At 72.7% G+C, this 13,619-nt stretch carries 14 protein-coding genes; 4 read left to right on the top strand and 10 right to left on the bottom strand.

Annotation, left to right across the window (positions count from 1 at the left end; translation table 11 throughout):
• From VIU94_RS37060 to VIU94_RS37045, 4 genes are all read right to left on the bottom strand, one after another.
• Positions 1 to 680, bottom strand: a 680-nt coding sequence (locus VIU94_RS37060) for a putative hexosyltransferase (protein ID WP_524540659.1), incomplete at its 3' end; no start/stop codon positions are given.
• A 275-nt stretch (positions 681 to 955) separates the two neighbouring features.
• Entirely contained in the window at positions 956 to 2,602 is a 1,647-nt protein-coding gene (locus tag VIU94_RS37055) for a phospho-sugar mutase (RefSeq protein ID WP_331918685.1), read from the bottom strand.
• Between the two features lie 211 nt (positions 2,603 to 2,813).
• Positions 2,814 to 3,617: a purine-nucleoside phosphorylase gene (locus tag VIU94_RS37050; RefSeq protein ID WP_331918683.1), complete on the bottom strand. Its 804-nt coding sequence runs from the start codon at positions 3,615 to 3,617 to the stop codon at positions 2,814 to 2,816.
• A 190-nt stretch (positions 3,618 to 3,807) separates the two neighbouring features.
• A complete protein-coding gene (locus VIU94_RS37045) occupies positions 3,808 to 4,245 on the bottom strand; it encodes a gamma-glutamylcyclotransferase family protein (protein ID WP_331918681.1) in 438 nt (145 codons plus the stop codon).
• 195 nt (positions 4,246 to 4,440) lie between these two features.
• Between VIU94_RS37045 and VIU94_RS37040 the strand changes: the two genes are divergently transcribed.
• Together VIU94_RS37040 and VIU94_RS37035 are read left to right on the top strand one after the other, a co-directional pair.
• On the top strand, positions 4,441 to 5,880 hold the full coding sequence (locus VIU94_RS37040) for an NAD(P)H-quinone dehydrogenase (RefSeq protein WP_331918680.1): 1,440 nt from the start codon (positions 4,441 to 4,443) through the stop codon (positions 5,878 to 5,880).
• Between the two features lie 190 nt (positions 5,881 to 6,070).
• The gene (locus VIU94_RS37035; RefSeq protein ID WP_414721073.1) at positions 6,071 to 6,991 is read left to right on the top strand and encodes a DeoR/GlpR family DNA-binding transcription regulator; all 921 of its coding nucleotides are present in this window, start codon (positions 6,071 to 6,073) and stop codon (positions 6,989 to 6,991) included.
• An 18-nt stretch (positions 6,992 to 7,009) separates the two neighbouring features.
• Here VIU94_RS37035 and VIU94_RS37030 read toward each other — a convergent pair whose 3' ends face one another.
• Together VIU94_RS37030 and VIU94_RS37025 are read right to left on the bottom strand one after the other, a co-directional pair.
• A complete protein-coding gene (locus VIU94_RS37030; RefSeq protein WP_331918678.1) occupies positions 7,010 to 7,555 on the bottom strand; it encodes a TetR/AcrR family transcriptional regulator in 546 nt (181 codons plus the stop codon).
• 81 nt (positions 7,556 to 7,636) lie between these two features.
• Positions 7,637 to 9,391 (bottom strand): acetyl/propionyl/methylcrotonyl-CoA carboxylase subunit alpha, encoded by a 1,755-nt coding sequence (locus tag VIU94_RS37025; protein WP_331918676.1) that lies wholly within the window; start codon positions 9,389 to 9,391, stop codon positions 7,637 to 7,639.
• 496 nt (positions 9,392 to 9,887) lie between these two features.
• Between VIU94_RS37025 and VIU94_RS37020 the strand changes: the two genes are divergently transcribed.
• Positions 9,888 to 10,277 carry a hypothetical protein gene (locus tag VIU94_RS37020; protein ID WP_331918689.1) on the top strand — a complete coding sequence of 130 codons (390 nt, stop codon included), beginning with the start codon at positions 9,888 to 9,890 and terminating at the stop codon, positions 10,275 to 10,277.
• A 7-nt stretch (positions 10,278 to 10,284) separates the two neighbouring features.
• On the opposite strand, the gene VIU94_RS37015 is transcribed toward VIU94_RS37020, so the two are convergent.
• From VIU94_RS37015 to VIU94_RS37005, 3 genes are all read right to left on the bottom strand, one after another.
• Complete coding sequence (locus VIU94_RS37015; RefSeq protein ID WP_331918674.1) at positions 10,285 to 10,890, bottom strand: nucleoside triphosphate pyrophosphatase; 606 nt, start codon at positions 10,888 to 10,890, stop codon at positions 10,285 to 10,287.
• Between the two features lie 66 nt (positions 10,891 to 10,956).
• Entirely contained in the window at positions 10,957 to 11,085 is a 129-nt protein-coding gene (mmpB, locus tag VIU94_RS37010; protein ID WP_331918672.1) for a morphogenic membrane protein MmpB, read from the bottom strand.
• 74 nt (positions 11,086 to 11,159) lie between these two features.
• Positions 11,160 to 11,837, bottom strand: coding sequence for a TetR/AcrR family transcriptional regulator (locus tag VIU94_RS37005; protein ID WP_414721072.1), 678 nt, complete (start codon positions 11,835 to 11,837; stop codon positions 11,160 to 11,162).
• 37 nt (positions 11,838 to 11,874) lie between these two features.
• On the opposite strand from VIU94_RS37005, the gene VIU94_RS37000 reads away from it, so the two are divergent.
• Positions 11,875 to 13,293, top strand: a complete 1,419-nt coding sequence (locus VIU94_RS37000; RefSeq protein ID WP_331918668.1) for an MFS transporter — start codon at positions 11,875 to 11,877, stop codon at positions 13,291 to 13,293.
• A gap of 109 nt (positions 13,294 to 13,402) precedes the next feature.
• Here the strand turns inward: VIU94_RS37000 and VIU94_RS36995 are convergent, their stop codons facing one another.
• Positions 13,403 to 13,612, bottom strand: coding sequence for an acyl-CoA carboxylase epsilon subunit (locus VIU94_RS36995; RefSeq protein ID WP_331918666.1), 210 nt, complete (start codon positions 13,610 to 13,612; stop codon positions 13,403 to 13,405).
• Between the last annotated feature and the right edge of the window lie 7 nt (positions 13,613 to 13,619).

Below are 13,619 nucleotides of genomic sequence, written 5' to 3'. Positions count from 1 at the left end.
CGTCGCGCCGCGAGCAGCCCGGCGACGGTCACGGCCGCCGCGAGCGCGACGCCGGTGGGCCGGGTCAGCCCGGCGAGTACGGACAGGCCCGCCGCCCACGCCCAGCGGCCGTCGAGGACCGCGTACAGCCCCCAGGCGGCGAGCGCGGTGAACAGCGACTCGGTGTACCCCATCCACTGGACGACGGCCACCGGCAGCGCGCCCCACAGCACGGCGAGCACCGTGCCGGCGCGCCGCCCGTGCAGCCGGTCGCCGACCGCGAAGATCCCCCACGCGGCGACCAGCGAGCAGACCCCGGCGATCACCAGCGCCACGGAGGCGCGCGAGCCCGGGGTCACGGCCGCGACCGCCTTGATCAGGGCCGGGTAGAGAGGGAAGAACGCCAGGTTGTTCGCGTCCATCCGGCCGCCGAGCTCGTCCGCGTAGCCCTGGTCGGCGATCTGGAGGTACCACTCGGAGTCCCACGACGTGGCGAGGACGGGCCAGACGCCGTGCCCCTTGAGATGGGCCCAGCGGGCCAGTGCCAGCAGGCCCAGGAGACGTACCGCCAGATAGCCGAGCAGCGCGGGCGCGGCGTGCCGCAGGGTGCCGCGCACCCGCTCCGGCACCCCGCCGCCGGCCGGCGACGGCGGTCGGCGGGACGCGGGGACGGTGGGGCGGGCGGTCAGGACCGGGGGCACGGCGGCGGCTCCTGGGCTCGGCGGGCGCTCTGGGGGCACCCTGGCCCGGGCCACCTGTTCGGGTCACGGACCGCTACGTCGACTGCCGCAGCGAATTCACCCGTACGGGAAGGACGTATGCGCCCGCGCGGAAACGCCGGGTCCCGTACGGGAACGGCGGTGGGCCCGTACCGGAACGCGGTGGGCCCGTACCGGAACGGCCTTGGGCCCCTACGGGAACGGCGGTGGGCCCGTACGGAATCCGTTCCGTACGGGCCCACCGCCTTCCGCGAGGGTCAGATCCCGGCGGCCGCCGCCAGGTCCTTCTTGATCGCGTCCAGCACCTCGGCGCCCGTGGCGCGCGCCGCGGTCAGGTCGCTCGGGCCGCCGACCGGGACCACGACCTCCAGGTAGCACTTGAGCTTGGGCTCGGTGCCGCTGGGACGGACGATCACCCGGGCGTCGTACGCGCCCTCCAGGTAGTAGCGCAGGCCGTCGGTCGGCGGCAGCGCCTCGGAGCCCTTGGTGAGGTCCTCGGCGGTGACGACGGTCAGCCCGGCGAGCTGCTTCGGCGGGTTCTCGCGCAGCGCCGTCATGGCGTTCGCGATGACGGTCAGGTCCTCGACCCGCACCGACAGCTGGTCGGTGGCGTGCAGACCGTGCTCGACGGCCAGGTCGTCCAGCAGGTCCTGGAGCGTGCGGCCCTGCGCCTTGAGCACCGAGACCAGCTCGGTCACCAGGAGCGCGGCGGTGATGCCGTCCTTGTCGCGGACGCCCTCGGGGTCGACGCAGTAGCCCAGCGCCTCCTCGTAGCCGTACCGCAGGCCCTCCACGCGGGCGATCCACTTGAAGCCGGTGAGGGTCTCCTCGTAGCCGAGGCGGGCCGCCTTCGCGATCCGGCCGAGCAGCGAGGACGACACGATCGACTCGGCGAACACGCCCGTCGCGCCCTTGTGCACGAGGTGCGCCGCCAGCAGCGCGCCGACCTCGTCGCCGCGCAGCATCCGCCAGTCGCCGTTGTCCGGGACCGCGACGGCGCACCGGTCGGCGTCCGGGTCGTTCGCGATCACGACGTCCGGCCGGACCTCGCGGGCCTTCGCGAACGCCAGGTCCATGGCGCCCGGCTCCTCCGGGTTGGGGAACGCGACCGTCGGGAACGCCGGGTCGGGCTCGGCCTGTTCGGCGACGAGCACCGGGGTGGGGAAGCCGGCCCGGGCGAAGGCGGCGAGCACGACGTCCTTGCCGACGCCGTGCATGGCCGTGTAGACGACGTTCGCGGTGCGCGGGGACCCGTCGGTCAGGACGGCGTCGGTACGCGCCAGGTACGCCTCCAGGACCTCGTCCCCGAGGGTCTCCCAGCCGGCGACCGGGCGCGGCACGTCGGCGAGCGCGCGAACGGCCGCGATCTCGGCGGCGATCTCCGCGTCGGCGGGCGGCACGATCTGCGAGCCGTCGCCGAGGTAGACCTTGTAGCCGTTGTCGCGCGGCGGGTTGTGGCTCGCGGTCACCTCGACGCCGGCGACGGCGCCCAGGTGCCTTATGGCGTACGCGAGGACGGGCGTCGGCAGCGGGCGCGGCAGCACGGCGGCGCGCAGGCCGGCGCCGATCATGACGGCGGCGGTGTCGCGGGCGAAGTCTTCGGACTTGTAGCGGGCGTCGTACCCGACGACGACCAGGCCGCCCTCCTCCCCCTTCGCCTTGAGGTACGCGGCGAGGCCGGCGGCGGCGCGGATGACCACGGAGCGGTTCATCCGCATGGGGCCCGCGCCGAGCTCGCCGCGCAGGCCGGCGGTGCCGAACTGCAGAGTGCCGGAGAAGCGGGCGGCGAGCTCGTCCCGGTCGCCTGCCTCGATGAGCCCGGCGAGCTCCGCGCGGGTCTCGCTGTCGGGGTCCTCGGCGAGCCAGGCCTGCGCCTGCGCGAAGAGGTCGTCCTGCGTCGTCACGTTGGGTGCCTTTCGGGTACGGGGCGGGTGGGTGCGGGGCCTGCGGGGGCCGCTGCGCGGAGCTGTTCCCCACCCCGCCCCTTCCCGAACCGGGGGCTCCGCCCCCGAACCCCCGCGCCTCACGGCCGCAGGCCGTACGGGTGCCTGGGGGCTTGCCCCCGGTTTCGGGAAGGGGCGGGGTGGAGGAAGAGCCCCGCGCAGCGGGTCGGCCCTAGATGCGCTCGAGGACGCGCGTCAGGAGCTCGCCCATGCGCGCCGCCGAGTCGCGGCCCGCCTGGAGGACTTCCTCGTGGTTCAGCGGCTCGCCCGAGAGCCCCGCCGCCAGGTTGGTGACCAGGGAGATGCCCAGGACCTCGGCGCCGGCCTCGCGGGCCGCGATCGCCTCGAGGACGGTGGACATGCCGACGAGGTCGCCGCCGAGCACGCGGACCATGTTGATCTCGGCCGGAGTCTCGTAGTGCGGGCCGGGGAACTGGACGTACACACCCTCCTCCAGCGTCTCGTCGACCTCCTTGCACAGCGCCCGCAGCCGCGGCGAGTACAGGTCCGTGAGGTCCACGAAGTTCGCGCCGACGATCGGCGAGGCGGCCGTCAGGTTGAGGTGGTCACTGATCAGGACCGGCTGGCCCGGACGCATGCCCTCGCGCAGGCCGCCACAGCCGTTGGTCAGCACGACGGTCTTGCAGCCGGCCGCGACGGCGGTGCGCACCCCGTGGGCGACGGAGGCGACGCCCCGGCCCTCGTAGAAGTGGGTGCGGCCCAGGAAGACCAGCGCGCGCTTCTCACCGATCTTGTACGAGCGGACCTTGCCGCCGTGGCCCTCGACGGCCGGCGGCGGGAAGCCGGGCAGCTCGGTGACCGGGAACTCGGCCTCGGGCGCGCCGAGCGCGTCGACGGCCGGCGCCCAGCCGGAACCCATGACCAGCGCGACGTCGTGGTGGTCGACTCCGGTCAGCTCGCGAAGGCGCGTGGCCGCGGCCTCGGCGGCCTCGTACGGGGTGGCAGTTGCGTTCACTGAGTCTCTCGCCTCGGGGAGGGAAGTCCGAGGGGAGCCCCGGACGGTTTCATACGCGAAGAAGCGTAGCCGGAGATTGCCTACGCGCGTAGATGACGATGCTGACGGACATGCGATCGTTGTCTTGTCGTTTCCGACGAACGGAGTGCTCCGTTTCACATGTCGTTCCCCACGGACGACCGGAGGCGGGTCAGCACGGACGCTTGCGCAACTCCATCACGTAGTCGTGCGGAGCGCCCGCCGACTCCGCGGCGTCCGCGATCTCGCCCAGGTAGCGGGCGGAGGGCAGCCCGCCCTCGTACGCGTTCAGCACGTACAGCCAGGCCGGCTCCTCGCCGTCCAGCGTGTCGACGCGCACCCGCATGCGCCGGTAGACGTCCATGCCGACGCCCTCCCAGCGGTCCATCGAGTCCTCGTCCATCGGGGCGATGTCGTACAGCGCGACGAACACCTGGTGGCGCGGGGCCTCCACGATCGTGGCCAGCGCGCCTTCCCAGCCCATGTGCTCGCCCCCGAACGTCAGCCGCCAGCCGTTCAGCCAGCCGGTGCCGCGCAGCGGGGAGTGCGGGGCGCGGCGGGTCATGAGCCGCGGGTCGAGGTTGCCGGCGTACGCGGCGTAGAGCGACATGGGACCGAGGGTACGGGAGGGGTCGGGGTGCCTGCCGTACGCAGAGGTGAGCGCCGTATGGAGGCCCCGGCGCGAGGCGGGCCCCCGCGTGCGGGAGAATGGGGTACGCACTTGAAGCGTGCGGGACAATGGCGTACGCACTGCACCCCAGCGGGGGGACACCCCGGCAAACGAGAGCGCGAGGCGTAGATCCCAGTGACCCGGATCGTGATCATCGGCGGCGGACCCGGCGGATACGAGGCGGCCCTGGTGGGCGCCCAACTCGGCGCGGAGGTGACCGTCGTCGACTGCGACGGGCTCGGCGGCGCGTCCGTCCTGACCGACTGCGTCCCCTCGAAGACCCTGATCGCGACCGCCGAGGTGATGACCACCTTCGACTCCTCGTACGAGGAGCTCGGCATCATCGTCGCGGACGACACCCCGCACATCGAGCAGGCCGCCCGCGTGGTCGGCGTGGACCTCGGCAAGGTCAACCGCCGAGTGAAGCGGCTCGCGCTCGCCCAGTCGCACGACATCACCGCCTCCGTGACCCGGGCCGGCGCCCGGGTGCTGCGCGGCCGCGGCCGGCTGTCCGGCCGGCAGGACGTGGACGGCTCCCGCCAGGTGATCGTCACCGCCGCCGACGGGACCGAGGAGACGCTGACCGCGGACGCCGTGCTGATCGCCACCGGCGGCCACCCGCGCGAGGTGCCGGACGCCAAGCCGGACGGCGAGCGGATCCTGAACTGGACCCAGGTCTACGACCTGAAGGAGCTCCCCGAGGAGCTCATCGTGGTCGGCTCCGGCGTCACCGGCGCCGAGTTCGCCGGCGCGTACCAGGCGCTCGGCTCCCGCGTCACCCTCGTCTCCTCCCGCGACCGCGTGCTGCCGGGCGAGGACCCGGACGCCGCAGCGGTCCTGGAGGACGTCTTCCGCCGCCGCGGCATGAACGTCATGGCCCGCTCCCGCGCCGCCGCCGCCAAGCGGGTCGGCGACCGGGTCGAGGTCACCCTGGACGACGGCCGGGTCATCTCCGGCACGCACTGCCTGATGGCCGTCGGCGCCATCCCGAACTCGGCCGGAATGGGTCTGGAGGAGGCCGGGATCAAGCTGAAGGATTCCGGTCACATCTGGACCGATCGGGTCTCCCGCACCACCGCCCCGGGCGTGTACGCCGCCGGCGACGTCACCGGCGTGTTCGCACTCGCATCGGTCGCCGCGATGCAGGGCCGGATCGCGATGTACCACTTCCTCGGCGACGCGGTGGCCCCGCTGAACCTGAAGACGGTCTCCTCGAACGTCTTCACCGACCCGGAGATCGCCACGGTCGGCTACACGCAGGCCGACGTGGACGCGGGCCTGATCGAGGCCCGGGTCGTCAAGCTCCCGCTGCTCCGCAACCCGCGCGCCAAGATGCAGGGCATCCGGGACGGCTTCGTCAAGATCTTCTGCCGCCCCGGCACCGGCATCGTGGTCGGCGGCTGCGTCGTCGCCCCGCGCGCGAGCGAACTGATCCATCCGATCTCGATCGCGGTCGACAACAATCTGACCGTCGAACAGATCGCAAACGCTTTCACCGTGTACCCCTCCCTGTCGGGCTCGATCGCGGAAGTGGCACGGCAGCTCCACACCCGGAAGGCCACGGGCGAGGCCTGACCTGCGAAGCCGGTCGTTCCCGGCACGCAAACCCCGGCAAGTGCGTACAAGTGCGGGGCCCCCTATACCACTTGGAGGCCCCGCTTGTGCGCATCTTCTGCATTTCGGCCCATTGCGCTGAAAAGTATCGGCCGCGCAGGTTACTGTCAGTTTTGTGTTCGCTGCAGAACGTCGTCAGTTGATCCTCGAAATGGTGCGAGCCAACGGAGCCGTGTCGCTCCGTGAGCTCGCCCGCGTCGTCCAGACCTCCGAAGTGACCGTACGGCGTGACGTGCGGGCGCTGGAGGCAGAAGGACTCCTCGACCGCCGGCACGGCGGTGCGGTGCTTCCGGGCGGATTCACCCGGGAGTCCGGTTTCCCGCAGAAATCCCATCTCGCCACCGCGGAGAAGACGGCCATCGCCGATCTCGCCGCGAGCCTCGTCGAAGAGGGCGAGGCGATCGTCGTCGGCGCGGGGACGACCACGCAGGAGCTCGCCCGGCGGCTCGCCCGGGTGCCCGGCCTGACCGTCGTCACCAACTCGCTGCTCGTCGCCCAGGCGCTGGCCCATGCCAACCGGGTCGAGGTCGTCATGACCGGCGGCACCCTCCGCGGCTCCAACTACGCGCTGGTGGGCAGCGGGGCCGAGCAGTCGCTCCAGGGGCTCCGGGTCTCCCGGGCCTTCCTGTCCGGGAGCGGGCTGACCGCCGAGCGCGGCCTGTCCACGTCCAACATGCTCTCCGCGAGCGTGGACCGGGCGCTGGTGCAGGCGGCGGCGGAGGTCGTGGTCCTGGCCGACCACACCAAGCTCGGCACCGACACCATGTTCCAGACCGTGCCCACGGACGTCATCACCCGTCTGGTCACCGACGAGCCCCCGCTGCACGACGACCGGGCCGCCACCGAGCTCCAGGCGCTGGCCGACCAGGGCGTGCAGATCACGGTCGCCGGAGCCGCCGGCAGCGACGCCGTACCGCCGGGCCGGCCGCCGCGCAGGGACGTTCCGCTGCCGGGGCAGCGGGCGGCGGCCGCCCGTCACGCGGGCGGCCAACTCCGCAGCGCAGCGGCCGCGTTGGCCGCGGAGCAGGTGCCGCAGGACCGGGCCAGGGTGGCCGACCTCCGTCGTCGCTGACGGAACCGTCACTGCCCGTCAGACCTGCACGCCGCGCAACGTCAGGGTCAGCAGCCGGTCCGCCAACTCCGCGTCCGCCGGGTCCTGTTCGGCCGCGAGCGCGATCGCGTTGGTGAGCTGCATCAGATCGCCGATCGACACGTCTCCGCGTACCGTGCCCGCTTCCTGCGCCCTGACGAGCAGCCGCTCGCCCGCCGTGCGCAACGGCGTACTGCACTGCGCGAGCGCCGAACTCTCGTCGTGGGACGCCGACATGAGCGCCCGCGCCAGCCCCCGGTACGCGCCCGCGTGCGCGACCACCGCGCGCAGCCAGTCCACCAGCGCCCTGCACGGATCGTCCGCCTCCGCCAGCTCGCCGGAACGGCGCAGCAGGGCCGCCAGCGCGTCCTGGAAGACCGCGCTGAGCAGCGCAGGCCGGTTCGGGAAGTGCCGGTACAGCGTGCCGATGCCGACCCCCGCCCGGCGCGCCACGTCCTCCAGGGAGGCGTCCGCGCCGCGCTCGGCGAAGGCAGCACGGGCGGCATCGAGCAGCCGGTCGTGGTTGCGACGCGCGTCGGCGCGCATGGCGGGACTCCTCGGGTGGGCGAAGGGCCCGCAGGCGGTGCGCCTGCGGGCCCTTCCCAGCGTACGAACTGTGCGCGGGTGTCAGTCCTTGATCTCGCAGATCGGAGCGCCCGAGCTGACCGAGGCGCCGACCTCGGCGGACAGGCCCTTGATCGTGCCGGAGCGGTGCGCGTTCAGCGGCTGCTCCATCTTCATGGCCTCCAGGACGACGATCAGGTCGCCCTCCTTGACCTCCTGGCCCTCCTCGACGGCCACCTTCACGATGGTGCCCTGCATCGGGGAGGCGAGGGTGTCGCCGGAGGCGGTCGGGCCGGACTTCTTCGCGGCGCGGCGCTTCGGCTTCGCGCCGGCGGCCAGGCCGGTCCGGGCGAGCGTCATGCCCAGCGAGGACGGCAGGGAGACCTCGAGGCGCTTGCCGCCGACCTCGACCACGATGGTCTCGCGGCCGGACTCGTCCTCGTCGGCCTCGGCGCCCGCCGGGGCGAAGGGCTTGATCTCGTTGACGAACTCGGTCTCGATCCATCGGGTGTGGACCGTGAACGGGTCGGCGTTGAACGCCGGGTCGACCACGACCGCCTGGTGGAACGGGATGGCCGTGGCCATGCCCTCCACCTTGAACTCGGCGAGCGCGCGGGCGGCGCGCTGCAGCGCCTGCTTGCGGGTCGCGCCGGTGACGATCAGCTTGGCGAGCAGGGAGTCCCAGGCCGGGCCGATGACCGAGCCGGACTCCACGCCCGCGTCGAGGCGGACGCCGGGGCCGGTCGGCGGGGCGAAGAGGGTGACGGTGCCGGGGGCCGGGAGGAAGTTGCGGCCCGGGTCCTCGCCGTTGATGCGGAACTCGAAGGAGTGGCCGCGGATCTCCGGGTCGCCGTAGCCGAGCTCCTCGCCGTCGGCGATGCGGAACATCTCGCGGACCAGGTCGATGCCGGTGACCTCCTCGGTCACCGGGTGCTCGACCTGGAGGCGGGTGTTGACCTCCAGGAAGGAGATCGTGCCGTCGGTGCCGACCAGGAACTCGACCGTGCCGGCGCCGACGTAGCCAGCCTCCTTCAGGATCGCCTTGGACGCCGCGTACAGCTCCGCGTTCTGCGCCTCGGAGAGGAACGGCGCGGGGGCCTCCTCGACGAGCTTCTGGTGGCGGCGCTGCAGCGAGCAGTCACGGGTGGAGACGACGACCACGTTGCCGTGCGAGTCGGCCAGGCACTGGGTCTCGACGTGGCGCGGCTTGTCGAGGTAGCGCTCGACGAAGCACTCGCCGCGACCGAAGGCGGCGACCGCCTCGCGGACGGCGGACTCGTACAGCTCCGGCACCTCTTCGAGGGTGCGGGCGACCTTCAGGCCGCGACCGCCGCCGCCGAAGGCGGCCTTGATCGCGATCGGCAGGCCGTGCTCCTGGGCGAACGCGACGACCTCGTCGGCGCCGGAGACCGGGTCCGGGGTGCCGGCGACGAGCGGGGCGCCCGCGCGCTGGGCGATGTGACGGGCGGCCACCTTGTCGCCGAGGTCGCGGATGGCCTGCGGCGGCGGGCCGATCCAGGTCAGGCCGGCGTCGAGCACGGCTTGGGCGAAGTCGGCGTTCTCGGAGAGGAAGCCGTACCCCGGGTGGATCGCGTCCGCTCCCGAGTCCTTCGCGGCCTGCAGCACCTTGGCCATGTCCAGGTAGCTGGCGGCCGGGGTGTCACCGCCCAGGGCGAACGCCTCGTCGGCCGCGCGGACGTGCAGGGCGTCCCGGTCCGGATCGGCGTAGACGGCTACGCTGGCGATCCCGGCGTCCCGGCAGGCCCGGGCGACGCGGACAGCGATTTCGCCACGGTTGGCGATGAGCACCTTGCGCACGATGGCTCCCTCCTTGCTGATTTTCCCGGGGACCACCCCCGGACCCCCGGCCGGATCCACCCGAGCCGGAGCGCTCGACGGGGCACCGTGCCGATGTCTTCCCGAAACATGCTGAGTTTAGGGACTGCCGACACGGCACTTCGAGCCGTCCCCTATGGTGAGCTTTCCCACACGGAGAGTCACTCGAGTCTTGCTCGGGTCGTGAAATCCCTTGTCGCACCACGGTACGCACGGATCCTGTACGGCACAGTAGCTCCGAGGTGTGGCGCAGGTCTCTGTTCGGGCGACCAGTCGCCGATCCCGTTTCTTTGTGGAGTCCCTACGAATGGCCCAATGATTCTTTGCCGTTCTCCAGGGCTGCACGGACCCTTGTCCGACGGTTTACCGCTCAGTAGCCTTCGCGCTGTCGAACGTACTAGTGGTAACAGCCGTTTTTCAGGGGGTGGCCCAGGTGGCCCGCAGACCGATAGCGATCGTGGCCGCGCTGGTGCTTCTGATGGAGGCGGTCGGCATCGTCGTTCTCAATGCCGTGATGGCCCGCTTCGTCGAGATCCAGTCGATGTCCCTGGACGGCCTCGACCCGGACGCGATGGTGACTGGTACATGGGCCCTCGGCATCGTCTCGGGAGTCCTGCTGGCCCTGTGCGCGACCGTCGCCCTGATCGCCGCCGTCCGCGACCGCCGCCCGGGCCGCGCCGGCCGCGCCCTCCTGATCGGCTGCGCGGTGATCCACGGCATCCTCGGCGCGGTGACGGTGGGCCTGGTCGGCTGGGGCGCGTTCGCGTTCATGATGGTGGTGCTCGGCCTGATCGTGCTGACGCTGGTCGCCTACGGCCAGGAGGAGACCCCCGCGCCTGCGGCGGAGGGCGAGCCGACTCCCGCGTGACGTTCCGTCACGTCCACAGGTCGGTGATCGAGACGCCCAGCTTCTGCAGCAGGGTGCGGAGCAGCGGCAGCGAGAGGCCGATGACGTTGCCCGGGTCGCCGTCGATGCCCTCGATGAAGGGGGCCGAGCGGCCGTCCAGGGTGAACGCGCCCGCGACGTGCAGCGGTTCGCCGGAGGCGACGTACGCGGCGATCTCGGCGTCGGTCGGCTCGCCGAAGCGGACCAGGGTGGAGGCGGTGGCGGACTCGTACCGCTTGGCCGCGGTGTCGTACACGCAGTGGCCGGTCTGAAGGATGCCCACCCGGCCGCGCATGTTCTTCCAGCGGGCCGTGGCCTCTTCGGCGTCCTTGGGCTTGCCCAGGGCCTGCTTGTCGAGCTCCAGGACGGAGTCGCAGCCGATCACCAGCGCCCCGAAGGCCTCCGGGCGGGCGGCGACGTGGGCGGCCTTCGCCTCGGCCAGAGCGAGGGCGAGCTCGGCGGGCGTCGGGGCGACGACCTTGTCCTCGTCCACGCCGCTGACGATCACTTCGGGGGAGAGCCCGGCCTGCTTGAGCAGCCCGAGGCGGGCGGGGGAGGCGGAGGCGAGCACGAGCCGGCGGCGATCAGCAGTCATGGCAGCAGCCTAACGATCCGGGCGTGCTCTGCCATGGTGATCGGATGCTCCCGGCCCTCCGGGCTTTCAGCGGATGCCCGCCGCGAACATCGCCACCAGCATCGCCAGGGCCAGCAGGAAGCCCGCGCGGCGCAGCATCGCCTGCATGTCGCGCATTTCCTTCGGCGGCTCGTTCTTCGGGTCGGACCAGAGCATGCCTTCGATCCTGCGCGTGGGGCGGGCGGTGCGCCTGAGTACTCGTACTCAAGCGCACCGTGCCGAAGGACTAGTCACCCCTCCGGGCGCGTCGCGAGGACGCCCGCCCGGGCCGCCGCGAGGGCCGCGTCCACAGCGCGGTCCGCGTCGGCCGGGGTCAGCGGCTCGCGGCTGATCATGAAGCGGTAGTAGAGCGGCGCCGAGATCGCGCGCAGCACCTCCAGCGCGTCCGTGTCCCGGTCCAGCTCGCCGCGTTCGCCCGCGCGGACGACCACCGGGGCCCACTCCGTCAGGCGGGCCCGGTAGAAGCCCCGCAGTGCGTCCGCGCACTCTTCGTCGCAGGCCGCGGCGGCGATCACCGCGCGGAAGACGGCGGCCATCCGGGGGTCGGTGAGGGTCTTCAGGACCAGTGCGCCGTTGGCCCGCAGATCGCCCTCGAGGGTTCCGGTGTCGGCGGACGGCAGCGACCGGTCGGCCATGTCGTGCAAGAGGTCGGTGACCAGCCCGACCGGGGACCCCCAGCGGCGGTAGACGGTCGTCTTGCCGACGCCTGCGGCCGCCGCGACCTGGTCCATGTTCAGCGCGTGGAAGCCGGTGGCCGCCAGCGCGTCCTCGGTCGCCTCCAGGACCGCGGCGCGCACCTTCGCGGTGCGGCCGCCGGGGCGCACGGTGCCGGGCACGGCCGGCTGGCTCTCGCTCAAACGGGTCTCCTGTTCCATTAACGCGGCTTGCTCTGCTACTGTCACCGACATCTTAACGGAACCGACATCCCATTAAGAGGTCTCGCTCATGGTTGCCCTCGAAAGCCCCGCCGTCTCCGCCCCCGCCCCCAAGGCATCCGCGCCTTCCGCCTCGGCCCGGATGGACGGGCGCATGCGGCTCGTCCTCGTCGTCCTCCTCGTCGCCCAGTTCATGCTGGCCGTCGACTTCTCGATCCTTAACGTCGCGCTGCCCGTCATCGGCCAGGGACTCGGCTTCTCCCTGGCGAACCTCCAGTGGATCGCGACCGCCTTCGCCCTCGCCGCCGCCGGATTCACGCTCCTGTTCGGGCGGGTCGCCGACATCGTCGGCCGCCGGCGGCTCTTCCTCGGCGGCATGGCCCTGCTCGGGCTCTCCTCCCTCGTCGGCGGCCTCGCCACCGGCCCCGAGATGCTCATGGCCGCCCGCGTCGCCCAGGGCCTCGCCACCGCCGCCGTCACCCCCGCCGGGCTGTCCCTGCTCACCTCCGCCTTCCCCGAGGGCCCCCTGCGCGACAAGGCCCTCGGCCTCAACGGGGCGCTGATGTCCGCCGGGTTCACCACCGGCGCGGTCCTCGGCGGCGTCCTCACCGACCTGCTCTCCTGGCGCTGGGCGTTCTTCGTCAACGTCCCCGTCGCCCTCGCCGTCCTCCTCGTCGCCCCCGCCGTCCTCAAGGAGAGCCGCCCGGCCGTCCGGCCCCGGCTCGACGTCCCCGGGGCCGTCACCGTCACCGGCGGCCTGCTCGCCCTGGTCTACGGCCTGACCGTCGCCGGCGAGCACGGCTGGACCGCCCCCGCCGCGCTGCTCCCGCTCGCCGTCGGCGCGGCGCTCCTGGTCGCCTTCGTGCTCGTCGAGCGGCGCGCCGCCTCGCCCCTCGTCCCGGTACGGATCCTCACCCGCCGCACCGTGGTCTGGGGCAACCTCGCCGGGCTCGTCGCCTTCGTCACCGAGACCTCGCTGGTCTTCCTGATGACGCTGCATCTCCAGGACGTCCTCGGCTTCTCGCCGCTCGCCGCCGGGCTCTCCTTCGGCGTCCTCGGCGCCGGCACCGTCCTCGGCGGGGTGTACGCGTCCCGGTTCATCGGCCGCTTCTCGGCGCGCACCGCCCTCGTCGCCGGCGGGCTGCTCCAGGCCGCCGCCACCGTCTCGCTCGTCGCCCTCGGCGACGACCGCAGCGGGCTCTGGCTGCTGCTCGCCGCCACCTTCGTCGGCGGCGTCGGCAACATGCTGGCCATCGTCGGCTTCATGGTCACCGCCACCTCCGGCCTGCCCGACGCCGAGCAGGGCATGGCGACCGGCCTCGCCACCATGACCCAGCAGATCGGCATCACCATGGGCACGCCGATCATGAGCGCGGTGGTCGTCACCTCCGCCACCCTGCACGCCGGGATCGGTCTCGCGGTCCTGGTCAACGCGGCGATCGTGTTGGCCGGCGCGATCCTGTCGGGGCTCTTCCTGCGCAAGGTTTGAGCGCGGCACAGGCGCAGAAGGCAGACATGCGAAAGGCCGGACCTCCCGCACAAGAGGCCCGGCCTTTCCTTCTGTACGTACGCGACGCCCAAACCGGCGTACGTGACGCCTAAACCGGCCAGTACGACCGCGCCCACGAGCGCGGGCCCGGCGACCGGCGCACCCCGCGCGCGATCCGCGACGGGTCCGACCAGCCCTGGGGGGCCTCCGGGCCGCCGCCGTCGGGCGCGGACGCCGACGCCGCGGCCCGGGCCTGAACCACCGCCAGTGCGGCGGCCAGCTCCTCCGGGGTCGGATTTCCTCGAACGACCTTGATCACAGCGGCT

This window comes from Streptomyces sp. (genome assembly GCF_036566765.1).
Lineage (GTDB): Bacteria > Actinomycetota > Actinomycetes > Streptomycetales > Streptomycetaceae > Streptomyces.
Note: the sequence above shows the minus strand (reverse complement) of the source record. Positions and strands in the feature narration are given on the sequence as shown.